Below are 15,110 nucleotides of genomic sequence, written 5' to 3' on the forward strand. Positions count from 1 at the left end.
CTCTGTTTTCAAACAGCATCTGCCTGTTTTTGCTCACAAACCCATCAAGACCAGAACGTGGAAGTGTGAGTAAACCAGCCGCCAGTAAAGAAAAAACAGAGAGCAGGTTCCCCTAACCCTCTGTTTTTACTTTGGTACCCAAGGCCGGACTCGAACCGGCACGTCCGTTAGGACGGGGGATTTTGAATCCCCTGCGTCTACCATTCCGCCACTTGGGCCACGGACACTGGATTAGCGTTCAACTCGACGAAGGTCCAGAGGCAAAAAACAACCAATACTCTGATTGTTTCCGCGACGGCGGTTGACGGTACTGCAGGTGCGTGGTTTGGCTTGCACGGTCTGAGAATTGGATTTGAGTGCTTTATGTTGCGATCGTTGTACGACTGGACCATTCGGCTGGCGGAACACCCGCGCGCCCTGTGGGCCCTGGCCATCGTGGCCTTTGTAGAAAGTTCCTTCTTTCCGATTCCCCCTGATGTGCTGATGATTCCGATGATCCTGGCGCGGCCTTCGCGGGCCTGGCTGATCGCGTCGGTCGCCTTGGTCGCTTCGGTTTTGGGCGGCATGCTGGGTTATGCGATCGGGGCATTCTTCTACGACAGCATCGGCCAGCCTATTCTGGAATCCATGGGCAAAGCGCATGCGATGGAAGAGTTTAACACCCGCTTCAACGATTTTGGATTCTGGGCGGTTCTTGCCGCTGGGATCACCCCTTTTCCGTACAAGGTTATCACCATCATGTCGGGCTGGACGGGGATGCCGTTGGGGACTTTCATTGCCACGTCCATTCTGGCCCGGGCCTTGCGATTTTTTCTTGTCGCCGGTTTGCTTTGGGGCTTTGGTGAACCGATCCGGGACTTTATCGAGAAACGTCTGGGCCTGATGTTCACGTTGTTTATTATTCTGCTGTTTGGCGGCTTCTTAGCGGTGCGATACCTATGACAAAGCGTACGACCTATGTTGTTTTGGCTGCGGGCGGATCTGCAGCGCTGCTGCTGGCAGCGTGGAGCTTCCAGTATTTCGGCGGTATGGCACCCTGCAAAATGTGTATCTGGCAAAGATACCCACATGGCGTAGCAATCGCCGTCGGGCTTGTTGCCATAGCCTTGCCAAATCTCCGAATTCTGCCCCTGTTCGGTGCAGTCGCTGCAACGATAACAGCCGGGATCGGAGTTTATCACGCAGGGGTCGAGCGAGGATTATGGGAAGGACCCAGCAGCTGTACATCGGGCGACATTGGCGGGCTGTCTTCGCAAGAGTTGATGGAGCAGATCATGTCCGCTCCGCTGGTGCGTTGTGATGATATCCCGTGGGAAATGTTAGGCCTGTCCATGGCTGGTTGGAATGCTCTGATTTCTGCCGGGCTGGTGCTGGTCTGGATCGTTGCCTGGCGCAGCAGCTGAACCTTACAGCTGGTCCAATTCCGCGTCCCAATACAGAAAATCGATCCAACTTTCGTGCAAGTGGTTCGGAGGGAACTTGCGGCCGATATTGCGCAACGCCTCGGCGTCTGGCTGACGCGGCGGTTTGCGAAGCGACATGCCCGCTTGTCGCAACGATTTGGAGCCCTTGCGCAAGTTACACGGGCTGCAAGCCGCAACTACGTTTTGCCAGCTGGTCACCCCGCCCGCCGCGCGCGGTACAACGTGGTCGAATGTAAGATCACCACGGCCTCCGCAATACTGGCACTTAAATTCATCCCTCAGAAACAAATTAAAGCGCGTGAAGGCCACGCGCTTTCTGGGTTTTACATAGTCTTTCAAAACAACGACCGAGGGTATTCGGATCTCGGTACTGGGACTGCGGACAACTTCGTCATACTCGGCAACGATATCGACCCTGTCCAGCCAGGCCGCTTTGATCGCCTCCTGCCAGGGCCACAACGACAGTGGATAATAGGACAAGGGGCGGTAATCGGCGTTCAAAACCAATGCCGGATGGTGCTTGAGCGCACCTGGCTCCCTGACAAATTCGGTCCTGAAATCTCCGTCCATAGTAGAATCGCCTCTCGCTCTCAGCTGCCCGTTTGTGACACCAGAGCGGAGAGCACCCGCCCCAGCCTTATAGTGACTATATATCGTGTTAAATCTCTGACAAGCCCCGAGTTTCCACAATATGTCGAAGACTGGGTAAGCCTGTTCCGTAACAGAGGCATGACAGTTATCCACAGGTTGCATCGGATACGGCGCTCGCGTTATGGCATGCCCATGTCATGGTTCATTCGCTTCAACAAACCCTTTGATGTGCTGCCGCAGTTCACCGACCGCGCCAATACCGAGTCGCCGCGCAGCACGCTTTCGGACTTCATAGATCTGCCCGGTGTCTATCCGGCGGGACGGCTGGATCGCGACAGCGAAGGACTGATGCTGCTGACCGACGAAGGGCGCCTGCAGGCGCAGATTTCAGACCCGAAACACAAAATGGTCAAAACCTACTGGGTTCAGGTCGAAGGCAAGCCTGATGTCGCGGCACTGAAAGCGCTGCGAGACGGGGTGGAATTGAAAGACGGCCTGACTCGCCCGGCCAAAGTGCGCAAGATAGACGAGCCGCCCATGCTGTGGCCACGCACGCCGCCGATCCGCGAACGCAAAACCGTTCCGGACAGCTGGATCGAGCTGACCTTGCGCGAAGGCAAGAACCGGCAGGTGCGCCGGATGACGGCTGCCGTTGGCCTACCAACATTGCGGTTGATCCGATACCGGATCGGCGATTGGACCCTGGATGACCTTGGCCCCGGCAAGTGGGATAGTCTGCAAATGCCTGAACTTAAGGTCGCGCCGCAGCGCAAACGGGATCGCCGCCCGCGCCGGTGACAGATCGTGCCCTGATCTGTTAGACTAAGCCCATGAAACTTACGCCCGGTATACCTGCCCCAAGGGCCATTCTGGAAGCGGCGCTTTACGTCGATGATCTGGACGCGGCCGAGCAGTTCTATGGTGAAATTCTGGGCCTTGAGCGCATTCAGCATATCCCTGAACGGCATATATTTTACAAAATTGGCGACTCGGTTTTGCTGCTGTTCAACCCGGACCAAACCGAGCAGCCGCCTAGCAATCCAGATCTGCCAGTCCCGCCGCATGGCGCCCGCGGCGCAGGCCATGTCTGCCTTGTACTAACCCGGGATGAAATCGCCCTGATGCGCAAGCACCTGCTGGATTGGAACATTCCCTTGGACGCCGAATTTGACTGGCCTAGTGGTGCACGCTCTCTGTATGTACGCGACCCGGCAGGTAACTCCGTCGAATTTGCCGAAGGCTGGTTGTGGGATTGATCCGGTTTGCTCAGCCCAGGGGCTGCTTTTCACCGCCGACAACGCGGTGAATCTCGCTGGACATCACGCCAATATCTGCCAGAACAGCCCGGAACGCCGCCATATGAGGTGTCGCAAAATGCGCCTCAAGTGCGGCCTGATTCTGCCATTCCTCATAAACCCGAAACCGGTTCGCATACCCCAGAACCTGGCTGAATTCGTAGACCAGGCAGCCTTGTTCCTTCATCGTCTCAGCCACCATGGCCAGCGCAGCGTCACGCGCCCTTGCCACACCTCCTTCAGCAACTTCGACAACACCAGTGACGATCAACATGGGCTCACTCCTTCAGGCTAAACCGCTTCGAGATTCTGTTCACCGGGGTCCCATCGCGCAAGGGAACGCCATGGGCGATCGAAAAATCGCGAAATCCCATTTTTTCATAGTAGCTGAGGCCCAGTAAATTATCTGCCCGTATCGTCGCGTTGATAGTACGAAACCCCAATGCGCCCGCTGTTTTGACGGTTTCATCAAACAGCGCACGTCCCGCACCGCGCAACACCGGATCACGGCGGGTGAAAGTGGCGATATCGGCGCAGTCTTCCGGCAATGCTTCATGGCTGCCCAACCACTGGAACCCGGCCACTTCCCCCCGATCGTCCAGAGCAACATGACAGCAGATCTTGTCAGCGCCGTCCAGATAGCTTTGCACAAACAAAACTTCGGAGAACGGAATTTCATGCGCTGTAGTGCCTCCGATGGCGACGATCTCATTAAGAATGCGGCATGCCTCAGCCACATCTTCGCGCATCATTGGGCGGACGGCTATCATGGTCAAAGGCTCAGCTTGTCACGCATGAAGGCCAGCGCGACGCTCAGCCCGTCAGGCGCGATACCATGACCGGTGCCCTTCATAACGTGGGCGAAGACCTCTTTGAAACCTGCGCCTTGTAGAGCTTCGGCGGCTTCGGGCAGCGATTGTGGCGGCACGACATCATCAGCGTCCCCATGCACCAGCAAAATCGGCATTCGGCTGACGACCTCATCTGCTAACATATCCGGTTCCAGCAGACGGCCAGAGAAGGCGACAATTCCGGCAACCGGGTCTTCGCGCCGCGGGGCGACATGCAGGCTCATCATCGTACCTTGAGAAAACCCAAACAGAACCACCTGCTCGGGCAATACATCTTCGTCCACCATCAGGGCGTCGAGAAACGCATTAAAATCCTCGGTCGCCATGTCCATGCCACGGCGCGCCTCTTCCTCGGACGAGCCGTCGATCCACGGGATTGGGAACCACTGAAACCCATTGGGCATTCCGGGGATCTGCTCGGGCGCGTCTGGGGCTACAAACAGCGTCTCGGGCAAGTGTTCGCCAAGCACATCCGCCAATCCCAGCAGGTCGGCCCCGTTAGCGCCATAGCCGTGCACGAAAACCACGACCGAGCGTGTGTCGCCCGAAACAGGCTCTTTCCGGAGCGCATTCAAAACCCGTGTCATCTGATCCCTTCTCTTTGTTTGGCCACCCGGTAATAGGCCCACAAAACCCGTGCCGCAACCGACCGCCAAGGCGACCAGTCTTCCGCCATCAGCCGCAGTTCCTTGTCGGTGGGACGCTTGGGCAAGTCATAGAGAACCCGGGCTGCTTCTTGTAGCGCCAGATCACCTGGCGCAATCACATCGGCGCGGCCCAGTGAGAACATGGCGTAAATCTCGGCTGTCCAAACCCCGATACCCGGCACCTCGGTCAGAACGGCAACGACATCCGCATCAGAAGCATTCCGTAAGGCTTTGTAATCAATGCGCGCTTCGGCAAGTGCACGGGCATAACGAATCTTCTGGCGGCTGAGGCCTACATCACGCAGATCGTCATCGGTGGCCCACGTTATTTTGCGCGGGCCCGTCAGTTTCGCGCCTTTCAACCGCTGCCAAATTGCGTTGGCGGATGCGACACTGACCTGCTGACTGACAATGGCGCTGAGCAGCTGTGCGAACCCATCCGGACGCCGACGCAGGGGTAACGGGCCGGTCTGTTCCATCGCGAACGCCATGCGCGGGCAGGCCTGGCCCAGCCATTCGGCGCCTTCGGCAACGCAATCTGGCGTTTCGATGATACGTCCGACTTTCATGCGTTCTCCAGCTTCAGTGACAGCCCGCACGTTAGGCGGCTTTGTCGCATATGCAACCCGCTTGTGTGCAATCGTTTTCGCCGATACGGATATGCCCATGACAATGACCACCTCCGCCCCCGACAACTCTCAGGCCAAACGAAACGTCGCCGTTCTGGTGGCCGCGCAATCGGTTCTGGGGGCGCAGATGCCGATGATATTCATCGTCGGAGGGCTGGCGGGGCAATCGCTGGCGACCAATCCCTGCCTCGCGACATTGCCCATATCGCTGATCGTCCTGGGGTCGATGCTGGCCGCAACCCCGATCTCCGGCATCATGCAGAAATGGGGACGCAAGGTCGGGTTTCTGGTCGGCGCAACAGCGGGCGCATTGGGCGGTTTGATCGGGGCATATGGTCTATTTCTCGGGTCTTTCCCAATTTTCCTGCTCGGCAGCTTGCTGACCGGCATTTACATGAGCGCGCACGGATTCTATCGCTTTGCCGCGGCCGACACCGCATCGGATGAGTTTCGCCCCAAAGCGATCTCCTATGTTATGGCGGGCGGCTTGGCGGCTGCGGTCATCGGGCCCCAGATCGTCAAACTGACCTCCGAAGCTTATGTGATTCCGTTTCTGGGCACCTACATTGCGGTGATCGCGCTGAATGTATTCGGTTCGGGCCTGTTCTTCTTTCTCGACATCCCGACGCCGCCCAAACCCACGGCAGATACGCCCAGAGGTCGGTCACGGCTGGAGCTGCTGAAGACCCCGCGTATCGCGGTGGCGATCATCTGCGCGATGGTCTCTTACGCTTTGATGAACCTTGTGATGACATCTACACCTCTGGCGGTTGTCGGGTGTGGTTTCAGCGCGAATGACGCGGCCGATGTGGTGACCAGCCACGTGCTGGCAATGTATGTGCCAAGCTTCTTTACCGGCCATCTGATCGCGCGGTTTGGTGTCGAGAAGATCGTGGCGCTTGGTCTGGCCATCCTTGCCGGTGCCGGCGTGGTGGCTTTGCAGGGGGTCGAACTGGGCAATTTCTTCGTCGCCCTGATCCTTTTGGGCATCGGCTGGAATTTCGGCTTTATCGGCGCAACCAGCATGTTGGCTGCGTCTCACGAAGTGCATGAGCGGGGACGCATGCAGGGTTTGAACGATCTGCTAGTGTTTGGCGGCGTGACCGTTGCGTCGCTGGCTTCTGGCGGGTTGATGAATTGCTCTGGTGGTTCTCCGGTAGAAGGTTGGACTGCGGTAAACTTGGCCATGATTCCATTGCTGACACTGGCAGGTGGCGCGTTGCTTTGGCTGATGCTGCGACCGGCTGACGCCGAAACGGTCTGACTACCAGCGCCCAGAGGCTGCCGTCCACATCAGTGACAGCCGTCGCCGCATCTCACCTTGTGACAAAGCACCGGCAGCGACCCGTTCGGGCTGCGCAATAACGTGTTTCAAAATCCATTCCGCCTGCCATCCCGCATATAACGCTGGCCGCGCCTGATCCGAGATCGAAGCCCGACTTGACCGGGCCTTTTCAATGCGCTGCAGCGCAGACCGAGCCAATTGCTTCACACCTGCGGACGTTCCATCAAGCAATGGGATACGTCCCCGCGCCTCAAGATCAGGGATCGCACGGAACCAATTCGCAACGCCCACGCCATAACCAAAGTCCCGCACAACCTCTTCGTCTGCCGGACCAAGGGCTTGCGATGCGGCAACCAAAAGGGTGCCGCTGCTGTGATCGATATAGGCGTCAAAATGATCTTGATCTTCGAACGGGTCGCGGTAGATATCCCAGCGCCTTACGGCGACATATTTGTCCATCTTTTCCGCCAGATGCGGCGACAGAACCCGTGACAAAGGCGTCACCACCTCATGCCGGCGCACCGTTGGGCCCTGGGCAATTTCCTGTAGCGCATCGCGCCACCATTGAAGGCGCATCTCGGCAATCATTGGCTCTTGTGTCACCCACGGGGCGCGCGCCACCTCGACATTCAACGCGTAAATCGGGAACAGAATCGCACGCGCAGCGACGGGTGCCGCCATCGCCGCAAGGAAACGGTCCGGGTCGGCTTTGTGGACCAGTGCAGCACAGGCTTTGACGTCATCGTCAAAGGAAACGCTCACTCTGCCGCTGCCTTTTGCGGCCCGCAGTCCCGAACCAGCTTCCACTGGATCGCATCCAGCAAAGCCTCGAACGAGGCATCGACTATGTTTGCACTGACGCCTACTGTGGACCAGCGCCGCCCCTGCCCGTCTTCACTGTCGATAATAACCCGCGTCACAGCCTCCGTGCCGCCCTGCGTTATCCGGACTTTGAAGTCGACCAGATGCATGTCATCGAGGATTGGGGAATATTGACCCAGGTCCTTGGCCAAAGCCTTGGCCAATGCGTTCACCGGCCCGCGGTCACTGCCGTATTCGTCATGAGATTCGCTGACCGACAGCGTCTTTTCCCCATCGACCTTCACCACGACGACCGCTTCGGACAGGCTGACCATCTTGTTGTACTTGTTCTTGCGCCGCTCGACCGTGACCTTGTAGCGCTTGACCTCGAAGAACTCGGGCAGCTGCCCCAACTCGTCGCGGGCCAGCAGCTCAAAACTGGCCTGTGCCGTGTCATAGGAATAGCCTTCTGACTCGCGCTGCTTGATCCGGTCCAAAATACGCCCCAGCGCCGGATCACCGGCTTCGACCGTCAGCCCGGCCTCGGTCAGGCGTTTGCGCAGGTTCGACTGCCCGGCCTGGTTCGACATCGGAATGATGCGCGCGTTGCCGACGGTAGCCGGATCAACATGCTCATAAGTCGACGGGTCTTTCAGGATCGCACTGGCATGCAACCCGGCCTTATGCGCAAAGGCCGAGGCCCCGACATAGGCTGTCTGCTTGCTCGGGACCCGGTTCAGAATTTCATCCAGCATTCGGCTGATCCGAGTCAGGCCCGCCAGCGCTTCCAGGCTGACGCCGATGTCAAAACCCGAGGCATAGGGTTCCTTCAACAGCAGTGTCGGGATCAGCGAGGTCAGGTTGGCGTTGCCACAGCGTTCGCCCAACCCGTTCAATGTGCCTTGGATCTGCCGCGCCCCGGCATCAACCGCCGCCAGAGAACACGCCACCGCATTCTCGGTGTCGTTATGGGTGTGAATGCCCAGCCGATCGCCGGGAAAACCAGCCGCAATCAGGTCCGAGACAATACGTCCGACCTCCGCCGGCAAAGCGCCCCCGTTTGTGTCGCACAGCACAACCCAGCGCGCGCCCGCATCCAGCGCGGCGCGGCACACCTGGACGGCGTATTCCGGATTGTCTTTGTAGCCATCAAAGAAGTGCTCGGCATCAAACAATGCCTCACGCCCCTGCGCCACGATATGCGCGACCGAGGCGCGGACATTCTCGACATTCTCATCCAATGGGATGCCAAGTGCGTGGATGACATGGTAGTCATGCGACTTGCCGACCAGACATACGGCCTGCGTGCCCGCATTCATCACAGCGGCCAGAACATCGTCATTCTCCGCCGAGCGGCCAGACCGTTTGGTCATCCCAAACGCCGTCAACCGTGCCGAGGTCGCTGGTGCCGTGTCAAAAAACGCGCTGTCCGTCGGGTTTGCTCCGGGCCAACCGCCTTCGATGTAGTCCACGCCCAATTCATCCAAGGCTTTCGTAATCCGCACCTTTTCAGCGGTCGAGAATTGCACTCCCTGCGTCTGCTGCCCGTCACGCAGGGTCGTATCGTAAAGGTAGAGGCGTTCTTTGGTCATCACAGATCTTCCAGCTTGGCAGCGTCGAACCCTGCTCCGGGAACCAGTTCAACGGCATCTTTGCTCATCCGAACCTCAAGTCCTGCGGCAATATACGCGGCTTTCAGGCGATCAACCTCGGAAAAATCCTTGCTGTTCATTGCATCAAGCCGCGCCTTTGCCAGCACCTCGGCATGAGATGCCAAATCCACGCCACCGGTTTCTGCCCAACTCCCCATCTCTGGAGACAGCAAACCAAGGATTTGCGCGCCAGCCAAAAGCTCCGCCGCATCTCCGTCGGCGGCAAGCCGGTGCAATTCAGTAATGGCGCCTGCAGTATTCAGGTCATCCGCCAATGCACCGACAACCGAAGGCGCCGCGCTGGCGGCGGGCTCGATGCCCGCTGTCAGCGCCCGCCACTTGCGCAACGTCGCCTCGGCCTCGCGCGCCTTTTTCTCGGTCCAGTCCATCGGCTTACGATAATGGGTTTGCAAGAAGACAAACCGGATCACTTCGCCCGGCACGCCCTGCTCCAGCAACTCATGCACGGTGAAGAAGTTGCCCAAAGACTTGGACATCTTCTTACCCTCGACCTGCAACATCTCATTATGTAGCCAGACCTTGGCAAACTGACCCTCGGGATGGGCGCATTTGCTCTGGGCGATCTCATTCTCATGATGAGGGAACATCAGGTCGTTGCCGCCACCGTGAATGTCAAAGCTGTCACCCAGAAGTTCATAGCTCATGGCCGAGCACTCGATGTGCCAGCCGGGACGGCCCCGGCCCCAGGGTGAGTCCCAGCCCGGCAGATCATCGGTCGACGGTTTCCAAAGGACAAAATCCATCGGGTTCTTTTTGTAAGGCGCGACCTCGACCCGCGCACCGGCGATCATGTCATCGACCGAGCGACCCGACAGCTTGCCGTAGTCCTCTTTCCAGGTATCGACCGCAAACAGCACATGACCTTCGGCAGCATAGGCGTGACCCTTGGCAATCAGGTCTTCGATCATGGCGACCATCGGCGCGATATACTGCGTGGCACGCGGCATCTCATCCGGCTCCAACGCGGCCAAAGCGCCCATGTCGTGCAGATACCAACCGATGGTTTCGTTCGAACGTTCCTGTACCAGGTGTTCCAACGAGCCCTCGGCCCCGGCCTGTTTCCGCGACAGCGCGGTTGCGTTGATCTTGTCATCCACGTCAGTGAAATTGCGCACATATTTTACGTGATCCGCGCCGTAGACATGGCGCAGCAAACGGTAGAGCACGTCAAACACCACCACCGGCCGCGCATTGCCCAGATGTGCACGGTCATAGACGGTTGGCCCACAGACATACATCCGCACGTTGTCAGGATCGATCGGCTCGAAGTCTTCCTTCGTCCGTGTCCGAGTGTTGTGCAGCTTGATCGGGGTCATCGGTCGGGCTCCTAAGAAACGGCATGCGCGTCGCGCGTTGGCGCGGGCTTAGCAACTTGTCTCAGGGATGAAAACGAAAGAAACCGGCCCGCTTGAGAATTCAGCAGGTAATGCAGCAGATAATGATGCAGGTCATCGGGTTCATGGGAATTCGATTATCACGGGATTGATCACATGCCAAGACTTGAGTTCAAACGCGCAGCGCGGCACTGTACCTGGCATGAGCCGAGATCACGTCAATTCCATCTGCCGCGGCCTACCGGGGGCCGAATGGTCCGATCCGTGGGGTGGTGGCCATGACGCCTGGAAAATCGGCGGCAAAATGTTTGCCTGCATCGGGGTCAAAAATGACGGGGTTTCCGTCAAAACACCTGACATCGAAACCGCTCAGATGCTGATTGATGCGGGCGTCGGAGTCAAAGCCCCGTACTTTCATCTTAGTTGGGTGCGTCTGCCCTTCGATGCGGACTCTGCAGAAATGCGTCACCGCCTCGCCGCATCTTACGATCTGGTACGGGCCTCGCTGACAAAAAAAGCTCAGGCTGAATTACCGCCGCGAAGCTGATTGACAATTGTCCTTGGCTCTGCCCCAGTCGCCTTAAAGGCTATCAAGGGCGTAGCAATGAAACTGTCTCAGCGCATCACTCATCTGACTGGCGGCGGCGGCGACGGGTGGGATGTCTTTTACCGCGCACGACGCATGGTCAGTGAAGGGCACGCTGTGACCGAGCTGACGATTGGCGAGCATGACATCCGAACCGATCCGTCAATTTTGGAGTCCATGGAAATCTCGGCTCGGGATGGGCATACAGGTTATGCGATGGTTCCGGGCACAGATATGTTGCGCGACACTGTCGCGGCACGGGTGCAGATGCGCAGCGGCATTCCAACCACCCGTAAGAACGTACTGATTACACCTGGTGGCCAAGCAGGTTTGTTTGCGGCGCATATGGCTGTCTGTGATCCAGGCGATGTCGGCCTGTATCTTGATCCCTATTACGCCACTTACCCCGGAACAATCCGAGGTGCCGGTGCCATCGCGCGCGCCGTCGCGACTACCGCGGAAGATGCGTTCCAACCTCGCGCCGAGTCCATCGAGGCTGCAGCAGACGGAGCCGTGTCGCTGTTGATCAACACCCCAAACAACCCAACCGGGGTGGTCTATTCCCGCCAAACGCTTGAGAATATTGCAGATCTGTGCAAGCGGCGTGACCTGTGGCTGATCTCGGACGAGGTGTATGACACGCAGGTCTGGCAAGGCGCCCACCTTTCGCCCCGCGCCCTGCCCGGCATGGCTGATCGAACCCTGGTTGTTGGGTCAATGTCCAAGTCCCACGCCATGACCGGCTCTCGCTGCGGGTGGATTGTTGGCCCGGAAGAGTTGATCGATCACTTGATCAATCTGGCAACCCATACCACTTACGGCGTGCCTGGTTTCATTCAGGATGCGGCAAGTTTCGCGCTGAATGCGGGCACGGTCCTCGAAGAAGAAGTTGCTGCCCCGTTCCGCCGTCGCCGTGCTTTGGCAATGGACCTGTTGGCAGCTCAGAACACTGTCGGTTTGGTTCCTGCCCAAGGAGCGATGTATGTGATGCTGGATGTCCGCGCCACAGGCTTAAGCGGCGAAGGATTTGCCAACGCCCTGTTGGATACGCATTCAATTGCCGTCATGCCGGGCGAAAGCTTTGGGAAAGCCGCCGCAGGTCACGTTCGGGTCGCTATGACCATCGACGACGAACGGTTTGCATCTGCGTTAAAAACTTTGTGTGAGTTTGCCGCAACCCTTGCCGATTGTCAGGCTCCTGAGTGATCCACCTCAGAACCGAAAGGTTGTTCGCAGGTTGAAAACGTTCGAATCAAGGCCGCCATTCGTTCGCGTCACATCGTTGAAGTTTTGGCGCAACGCTTCGCCGCTGATGACAAAGTTGTCTCCAATCGGATAGGCAACACCGATTCCGTAAACTGCGGCAGTATCACTGGTAACTGATGTTTCCGCACGCGCGGCACCAACAACCACATATCCAAGCGCACTGCCAAAATCGTACCCACCGCGAAACTTCAGGCTTGTCATACTGTCCAGACTGCCCTGATCGTCGCTCAAGTTCAGGGACAATCGGTTATATTCAAGCTCACCACCCAGAACAAAGTTACCGAAGTCCCGATCATAACCGATATGCGCGCCAAAGGCCGTGTCATCGCCGCTGGCCCCACCCGGGCCATCCGCATCGGCATATCCAAAGCTGAAACCCGCATAGGCCCCTGTCCAGTCCTCTGCCAAAGCAGGGGCAGCACAAGTGATCATCACCGAGACAATCAGAGCTGAAAGAGGTTTCGTACACGTCATCAAGACAGGTCCACGCATGCTTTTGGCCGACCACCAGCCATCAGTTGAAACTTGGTTCGTAATTGTCAGATTTCAATTCAGATCGCGCTCCACTCCTCATTAAGTGATCGAAGTATAACAGATTTCTCCTATAGCGGGAGAAAATCTGAGACATGTATTCCTCTAAGCTATACGTTCTCCCTCACATCGCAGGTTTTTTGGGCACTGGTCGCAAACAGGACAGATTGTCCCGTCCCCGACTGGAACAGTCTGAACCATGATTTGCGAGGTCGCATGCATAATGAAGTCTGGAAAATCCGCCTGATCAGCCGCACCATTGGTGCGGATCGTGGGCGTGCAGCACGGGGTCGTCCGCACGTGTCGTGAAACCATCTTCTCACGACACAGATTAGCCACCGGACTTTATACATGAACAACCAAACCCGAAATACCTCGCGCAGTGGCGGACGCTCTGCGCGCCGTGCAGCCCGCGCATCCGCCCTGCCCGAACATCTGCGTCCTGTGCGCCCTGGAATGGAAGGCGGGACATACAAACCGCTGACCCAGGCACAGGTGGAACGCATCCACGAAGCCGCCCTACAAGCGTTGGAAACGATTGGCCTTGCCGATGCCCCGCCAAGCGGAATTGACTATCTGGTCGGTGCCGGATGCATTCTGGGGGACGACGGTCGCATTCGGTTCCCCCGCGCTCTGGTCGAAGACACGATTGCTAAGGCTAATCGATCAGTTACTCTCCACAGCCGGGACGGCAAAACAGACCTGGAGCTGTCGGGGTCAAAAGTGCACTATGGCACCGCCGGTGCCGCCGTGAGCATGGTCGATGTCCACGGTCGCGAATATCGACATTCTACGGTGCAGGACTTGCACGACGCCTCGCGGATTTGCCAGCAATTGGACAACATCCATTTTGTTCAGCGACCCATGGTCTGTCGCGACATAGCCGACAATCTCGAAATGGACTTGAACACTGTTTACGCATGTACGTCAGGTACTTACAAGCATATCGGTACCTCGTTCACCGAGCCTCATCACGTCGCCCCGGCAATAGAAATGCTGCACATGATCGCTGGCGGAGAAGACAAATGGCGCGAGCGGCCGTTCATGTCGAACTCCAACTGCTTCGTGGTTCCGCCGATGAAGTTCGCGACCGAAAGCTGTCAGGTGATGGAGGAATGCATCAAAGCCGGAATGCCGGTACTGCTGCTGTCCGCGGGGATGGCCGGTGCTACCGCCCCTTCAACCATCGCCGGCGCGATCACGCAAGCCACTGCAGAATGCCTTGCCGGTCTGGTTTATGTAAATGCCGTAAGCCCCGGTGCTCCGGCGGTTTTTGGCACTTGGCCCTTCGGTCTGGATCTGCGCACGGGCGCAATGTCCATCGGATCAGGTGAACAGGCGCTTCTCAGTGCTGGGTGCGCTCAGATGCATAAGTTCTATAACCTTCCGGGTGGTGCCGCGGCCGGCGCCTCCGATTCCAAACTACCCGACATGCAGGCTGGTTGGGAACAAATGTGCTCAAATGTCATGGCGGGTTTGGCGGGTTTGAACATGGTTTACGAAGCAGCGGGCATGCATGCGTCGCTGTTGGGATTCTGCTTCGAAAGTCTGATCCTTGGCGATGACCTGATCGGACAAGCCCTGCGGTGTGTGCGTGGAATTGAAGTGTCGGATGAGACTTTGGCCCTGGATCAGATCGCCGAAGTCTGTATCGGCGGTCCTGGCCACTATCTGGGCACCGACGCGACCCTAAGCCGGATGCAGGCCGACTATGTCTATCCCACTTTTGGCGATCGTACGTCGCCGAAAGAATGGGTTGAATTGGGCAAACCTGATTTGCTGGACAAGGCAACTGCGCGTAAGGAAGAAATCCTTTCGGCCCCTTCACCGGCGAAATTCGATCCACTGCTGGATGACGAGTTACGCCGCAAATTCAACATTCACTTACCTGCATAAGTTATTGAAAAACGGCGGCCCGAACGAATCCGGGCCGCCTTTGTTGTCTATCAGTTAACCGTTGCTGGGCGGCAGTAAGCCCGCCTCTTGTGCAACTGCGATCTCATCGGCATCCAATGCGCCATCGCCATTTGCATCCATTGCCGAGAAGCCATCAGTGTCGACTTCGGGCATTACGGCCTGGACTTCGTCGATCGTCAGAACGCCGTCTCCATTGGTGTCAGCGCTGGATTGCGCCAGTGCCATTGCCGGCAGTCCAAGTGCGAGTGCCGAGATAACAGCTAGATTTTGCGGTTTCATT

Annotated in this window: 18 protein-coding genes and 1 tRNA gene; 8 read left to right on the forward strand and 11 right to left on the reverse strand. The window is 57.7% G+C overall.

The features are described from left to right. Positions 1-132: 132 nt before the first annotated feature. Positions 133-218: transfer RNA gene (locus Q1B13_RS09840), tRNA-Leu, on the reverse strand. Positions 219-363: 145 nt separating this feature from the next. On the opposite strand from Q1B13_RS09840, the gene Q1B13_RS09845 reads away from it, so the two are divergent. Together Q1B13_RS09845 and Q1B13_RS09850 are read left to right on the forward strand one after the other, a co-directional pair. Beyond that, positions 364-942 carry a YqaA family protein gene (locus Q1B13_RS09845; protein WP_298934954.1) on the forward strand — a complete coding sequence of 193 codons (579 nt, stop codon included), beginning with the start codon at positions 364-366 and terminating at the stop codon, positions 940-942. Then, complete coding sequence (locus Q1B13_RS09850) at positions 939-1,403, forward strand: disulfide bond formation protein B (protein WP_299075520.1); 465 nt, start codon at positions 939-941, stop codon at positions 1,401-1,403. Before Q1B13_RS09845 ends, Q1B13_RS09850 begins: the two co-directional genes overlap by 4 nt. 3 nt (positions 1,404-1,406) lie before the next feature. On the opposite strand, the gene Q1B13_RS09855 is transcribed toward Q1B13_RS09850, so the two are convergent. Continuing rightward, the gene (locus Q1B13_RS09855; protein ID WP_298934952.1) at positions 1,407-1,994 is read right to left on the reverse strand and encodes an HNH endonuclease; all 588 of its coding nucleotides are present in this window, start codon (positions 1,992-1,994) and stop codon (positions 1,407-1,409) included. Between the two features lie 213 nt (positions 1,995-2,207). Between Q1B13_RS09855 and Q1B13_RS09860 the strand changes: the two genes are divergently transcribed. Both Q1B13_RS09860 and Q1B13_RS09865 read left to right on the forward strand, forming a co-directional pair. Next, entirely contained in the window at positions 2,208-2,813 is a 606-nt protein-coding gene (locus tag Q1B13_RS09860; RefSeq protein WP_299075523.1) for an rRNA large subunit pseudouridine synthase E, read from the forward strand. Positions 2,814-2,845: 32 nt separating this feature from the next. After that, positions 2,846-3,271 (forward strand): VOC family protein, encoded by a 426-nt coding sequence (locus Q1B13_RS09865; protein ID WP_298934950.1) that lies wholly within the window; start codon positions 2,846-2,848, stop codon positions 3,269-3,271. A gap of 10 nt (positions 3,272-3,281) precedes the next feature. On the opposite strand, the gene Q1B13_RS09870 is transcribed toward Q1B13_RS09865, so the two are convergent. Genes Q1B13_RS09870 through Q1B13_RS09885 form a run of 4 tightly spaced genes read right to left on the reverse strand, consistent with a single transcriptional unit; the run spans position 3,282 to position 5,377 of the window. Next, positions 3,282-3,584, reverse strand: coding sequence for a putative quinol monooxygenase (locus Q1B13_RS09870; RefSeq protein ID WP_299075526.1), 303 nt, complete (start codon positions 3,582-3,584; stop codon positions 3,282-3,284). 4 nt (positions 3,585-3,588) lie between these two features. Beyond that, a complete protein-coding gene (locus Q1B13_RS09875; protein ID WP_299075528.1) occupies positions 3,589-4,080 on the reverse strand; it encodes a GNAT family N-acetyltransferase in 492 nt (163 codons plus the stop codon). 2 nt (positions 4,081-4,082) lie between these two features. Continuing rightward, positions 4,083-4,748 (reverse strand): alpha/beta fold hydrolase, encoded by a 666-nt coding sequence (locus Q1B13_RS09880; RefSeq protein WP_298934947.1) that lies wholly within the window; start codon positions 4,746-4,748, stop codon positions 4,083-4,085. Beyond that, positions 4,745-5,377 (reverse strand): DNA-3-methyladenine glycosylase 2 family protein, encoded by a 633-nt coding sequence (locus Q1B13_RS09885; protein ID WP_299075531.1) that lies wholly within the window; start codon positions 5,375-5,377, stop codon positions 4,745-4,747. Before Q1B13_RS09885 ends, Q1B13_RS09880 begins: the two co-directional genes overlap by 4 nt. A 97-nt stretch (positions 5,378-5,474) precedes the next feature. On the opposite strand from Q1B13_RS09885, the gene Q1B13_RS09890 reads away from it, so the two are divergent. After that, positions 5,475-6,701: an MFS transporter gene (locus Q1B13_RS09890; protein ID WP_298934945.1), complete on the forward strand. Its 1,227-nt coding sequence runs from the start codon at positions 5,475-5,477 to the stop codon at positions 6,699-6,701. Here Q1B13_RS09890 and Q1B13_RS09895 read toward each other — a convergent pair whose 3' ends face one another. From Q1B13_RS09895 to cysS, 3 genes are read right to left on the reverse strand one after another with little or no spacing between them, the layout of a single operon-like run. After that, positions 6,702-7,484: a squalene/phytoene synthase family protein gene (locus Q1B13_RS09895; protein WP_299075534.1), complete on the reverse strand. Its 783-nt coding sequence runs from the start codon at positions 7,482-7,484 to the stop codon at positions 6,702-6,704. It abuts the gene before it with no gap. Continuing rightward, positions 7,481-9,115: a citramalate synthase gene (gene cimA, locus Q1B13_RS09900; protein ID WP_299075537.1), complete on the reverse strand. Its 1,635-nt coding sequence runs from the start codon at positions 9,113-9,115 to the stop codon at positions 7,481-7,483. The genes Q1B13_RS09895 and cimA overlap by 4 nt, the downstream gene beginning before the upstream one ends. Further along, positions 9,115-10,512, reverse strand: a complete 1,398-nt coding sequence (gene cysS / locus Q1B13_RS09905) for a cysteine--tRNA ligase (protein WP_299075540.1) — start codon at positions 10,510-10,512, stop codon at positions 9,115-9,117. The genes cimA and cysS overlap by 1 nt, the downstream gene beginning before the upstream one ends. A gap of 67 nt (positions 10,513-10,579) precedes the next feature. Here cysS and Q1B13_RS09910 point away from each other — a divergent pair, with 67 nt between their 5' ends. Together Q1B13_RS09910 and Q1B13_RS09915 are read left to right on the forward strand one after the other, a co-directional pair. Continuing rightward, complete coding sequence (locus tag Q1B13_RS09910; protein ID WP_366870654.1) at positions 10,580-11,077, forward strand: MmcQ/YjbR family DNA-binding protein; 498 nt, start codon at positions 10,580-10,582, stop codon at positions 11,075-11,077. A 57-nt stretch (positions 11,078-11,134) separates the two neighbouring features. Beyond that, positions 11,135-12,322, forward strand: a complete 1,188-nt coding sequence (locus tag Q1B13_RS09915) for a pyridoxal phosphate-dependent aminotransferase (RefSeq protein ID WP_299075543.1) — start codon at positions 11,135-11,137, stop codon at positions 12,320-12,322. 6 nt (positions 12,323-12,328) lie between these two features. Here Q1B13_RS09915 and Q1B13_RS09920 read toward each other — a convergent pair whose 3' ends face one another. After that, positions 12,329-12,856 (reverse strand): outer membrane beta-barrel protein, encoded by a 528-nt coding sequence (locus Q1B13_RS09920; protein WP_299075546.1) that lies wholly within the window; start codon positions 12,854-12,856, stop codon positions 12,329-12,331. Positions 12,857-13,264: 408 nt separating this feature from the next. Between Q1B13_RS09920 and Q1B13_RS09925 the strand changes: the two genes are divergently transcribed. After that, positions 13,265-14,809, forward strand: coding sequence for a trimethylamine methyltransferase family protein (locus Q1B13_RS09925; protein WP_299075549.1), 1,545 nt, complete (start codon positions 13,265-13,267; stop codon positions 14,807-14,809). A 54-nt stretch (positions 14,810-14,863) separates the two neighbouring features. Here the strand turns inward: Q1B13_RS09925 and Q1B13_RS09930 are convergent, their stop codons facing one another. Further along, positions 14,864-15,109, reverse strand: a complete 246-nt coding sequence (locus Q1B13_RS09930) for a hypothetical protein (RefSeq protein ID WP_299075552.1) — start codon at positions 15,107-15,109, stop codon at positions 14,864-14,866. Between the last annotated feature and the right edge of the window lies 1 nt (position 15,110).

The organism is uncultured Ruegeria sp. (genome assembly GCF_947489545.1).
Lineage (GTDB): Bacteria > Pseudomonadota > Alphaproteobacteria > Rhodobacterales > Rhodobacteraceae > Ruegeria.

Excerpts from the sequence above, each read along its gene's own strand:
- Q1B13_RS09885 (WP_299075531.1), bottom strand. The coding sequence starts at position 5,377 with ATGAAAGTCGGACGTATCATCGAAACGCCAGATTGCGTTGCCGAAGGC.
- Q1B13_RS09930 (WP_299075552.1), bottom strand. The coding sequence starts at position 15,109 with ATGAAACCGCAAAATCTAGCTGTTATCTCGGCACTCGCACTTGGACTG.
- Q1B13_RS09890 (WP_298934945.1), top strand. The coding sequence starts at position 5,475 with ATGACAATGACCACCTCCGCCCCCGACAACTCTCAGGCCAAACGAAAC.
- Q1B13_RS09915 (WP_299075543.1), top strand. The coding sequence starts at position 11,135 with ATGAAACTGTCTCAGCGCATCACTCATCTGACTGGCGGCGGCGGCGAC.
- cysS (WP_299075540.1), bottom strand. The coding sequence starts at position 10,512 with ATGACCCCGATCAAGCTGCACAACACTCGGACACGGACGAAGGAAGAC.
- Q1B13_RS09870 (WP_299075526.1), bottom strand. The coding sequence starts at position 3,584 with ATGTTGATCGTCACTGGTGTTGTCGAAGTTGCTGAAGGAGGTGTGGCA.
- Q1B13_RS09925 (WP_299075549.1), top strand. The coding sequence starts at position 13,265 with ATGAACAACCAAACCCGAAATACCTCGCGCAGTGGCGGACGCTCTGCG.
- Q1B13_RS09845 (WP_298934954.1), top strand. The coding sequence starts at position 364 with ATGTTGCGATCGTTGTACGACTGGACCATTCGGCTGGCGGAACACCCG.
- Q1B13_RS09855 (WP_298934952.1), bottom strand. The coding sequence starts at position 1,994 with ATGGACGGAGATTTCAGGACCGAATTTGTCAGGGAGCCAGGTGCGCTC.
- Q1B13_RS09880 (WP_298934947.1), bottom strand. The coding sequence starts at position 4,748 with ATGACACGGGTTTTGAATGCGCTCCGGAAAGAGCCTGTTTCGGGCGAC.
- cimA (WP_299075537.1), bottom strand. The coding sequence starts at position 9,115 with ATGACCAAAGAACGCCTCTACCTTTACGATACGACCCTGCGTGACGGG.
- Q1B13_RS09860 (WP_299075523.1), top strand. The coding sequence starts at position 2,208 with ATGTCATGGTTCATTCGCTTCAACAAACCCTTTGATGTGCTGCCGCAG.
- Q1B13_RS09875 (WP_299075528.1), bottom strand. The coding sequence starts at position 4,080 with ATGATAGCCGTCCGCCCAATGATGCGCGAAGATGTGGCTGAGGCATGC.
- Q1B13_RS09865 (WP_298934950.1), top strand. The coding sequence starts at position 2,846 with ATGAAACTTACGCCCGGTATACCTGCCCCAAGGGCCATTCTGGAAGCG.
- Q1B13_RS09920 (WP_299075546.1), bottom strand. The coding sequence starts at position 12,856 with ATGACGTGTACGAAACCTCTTTCAGCTCTGATTGTCTCGGTGATGATC.
- Q1B13_RS09910 (WP_366870654.1), top strand. The coding sequence starts at position 10,580 with ATGAAAACGAAAGAAACCGGCCCGCTTGAGAATTCAGCAGGTAATGCA.
- Q1B13_RS09850 (WP_299075520.1), top strand. The coding sequence starts at position 939 with ATGACAAAGCGTACGACCTATGTTGTTTTGGCTGCGGGCGGATCTGCA.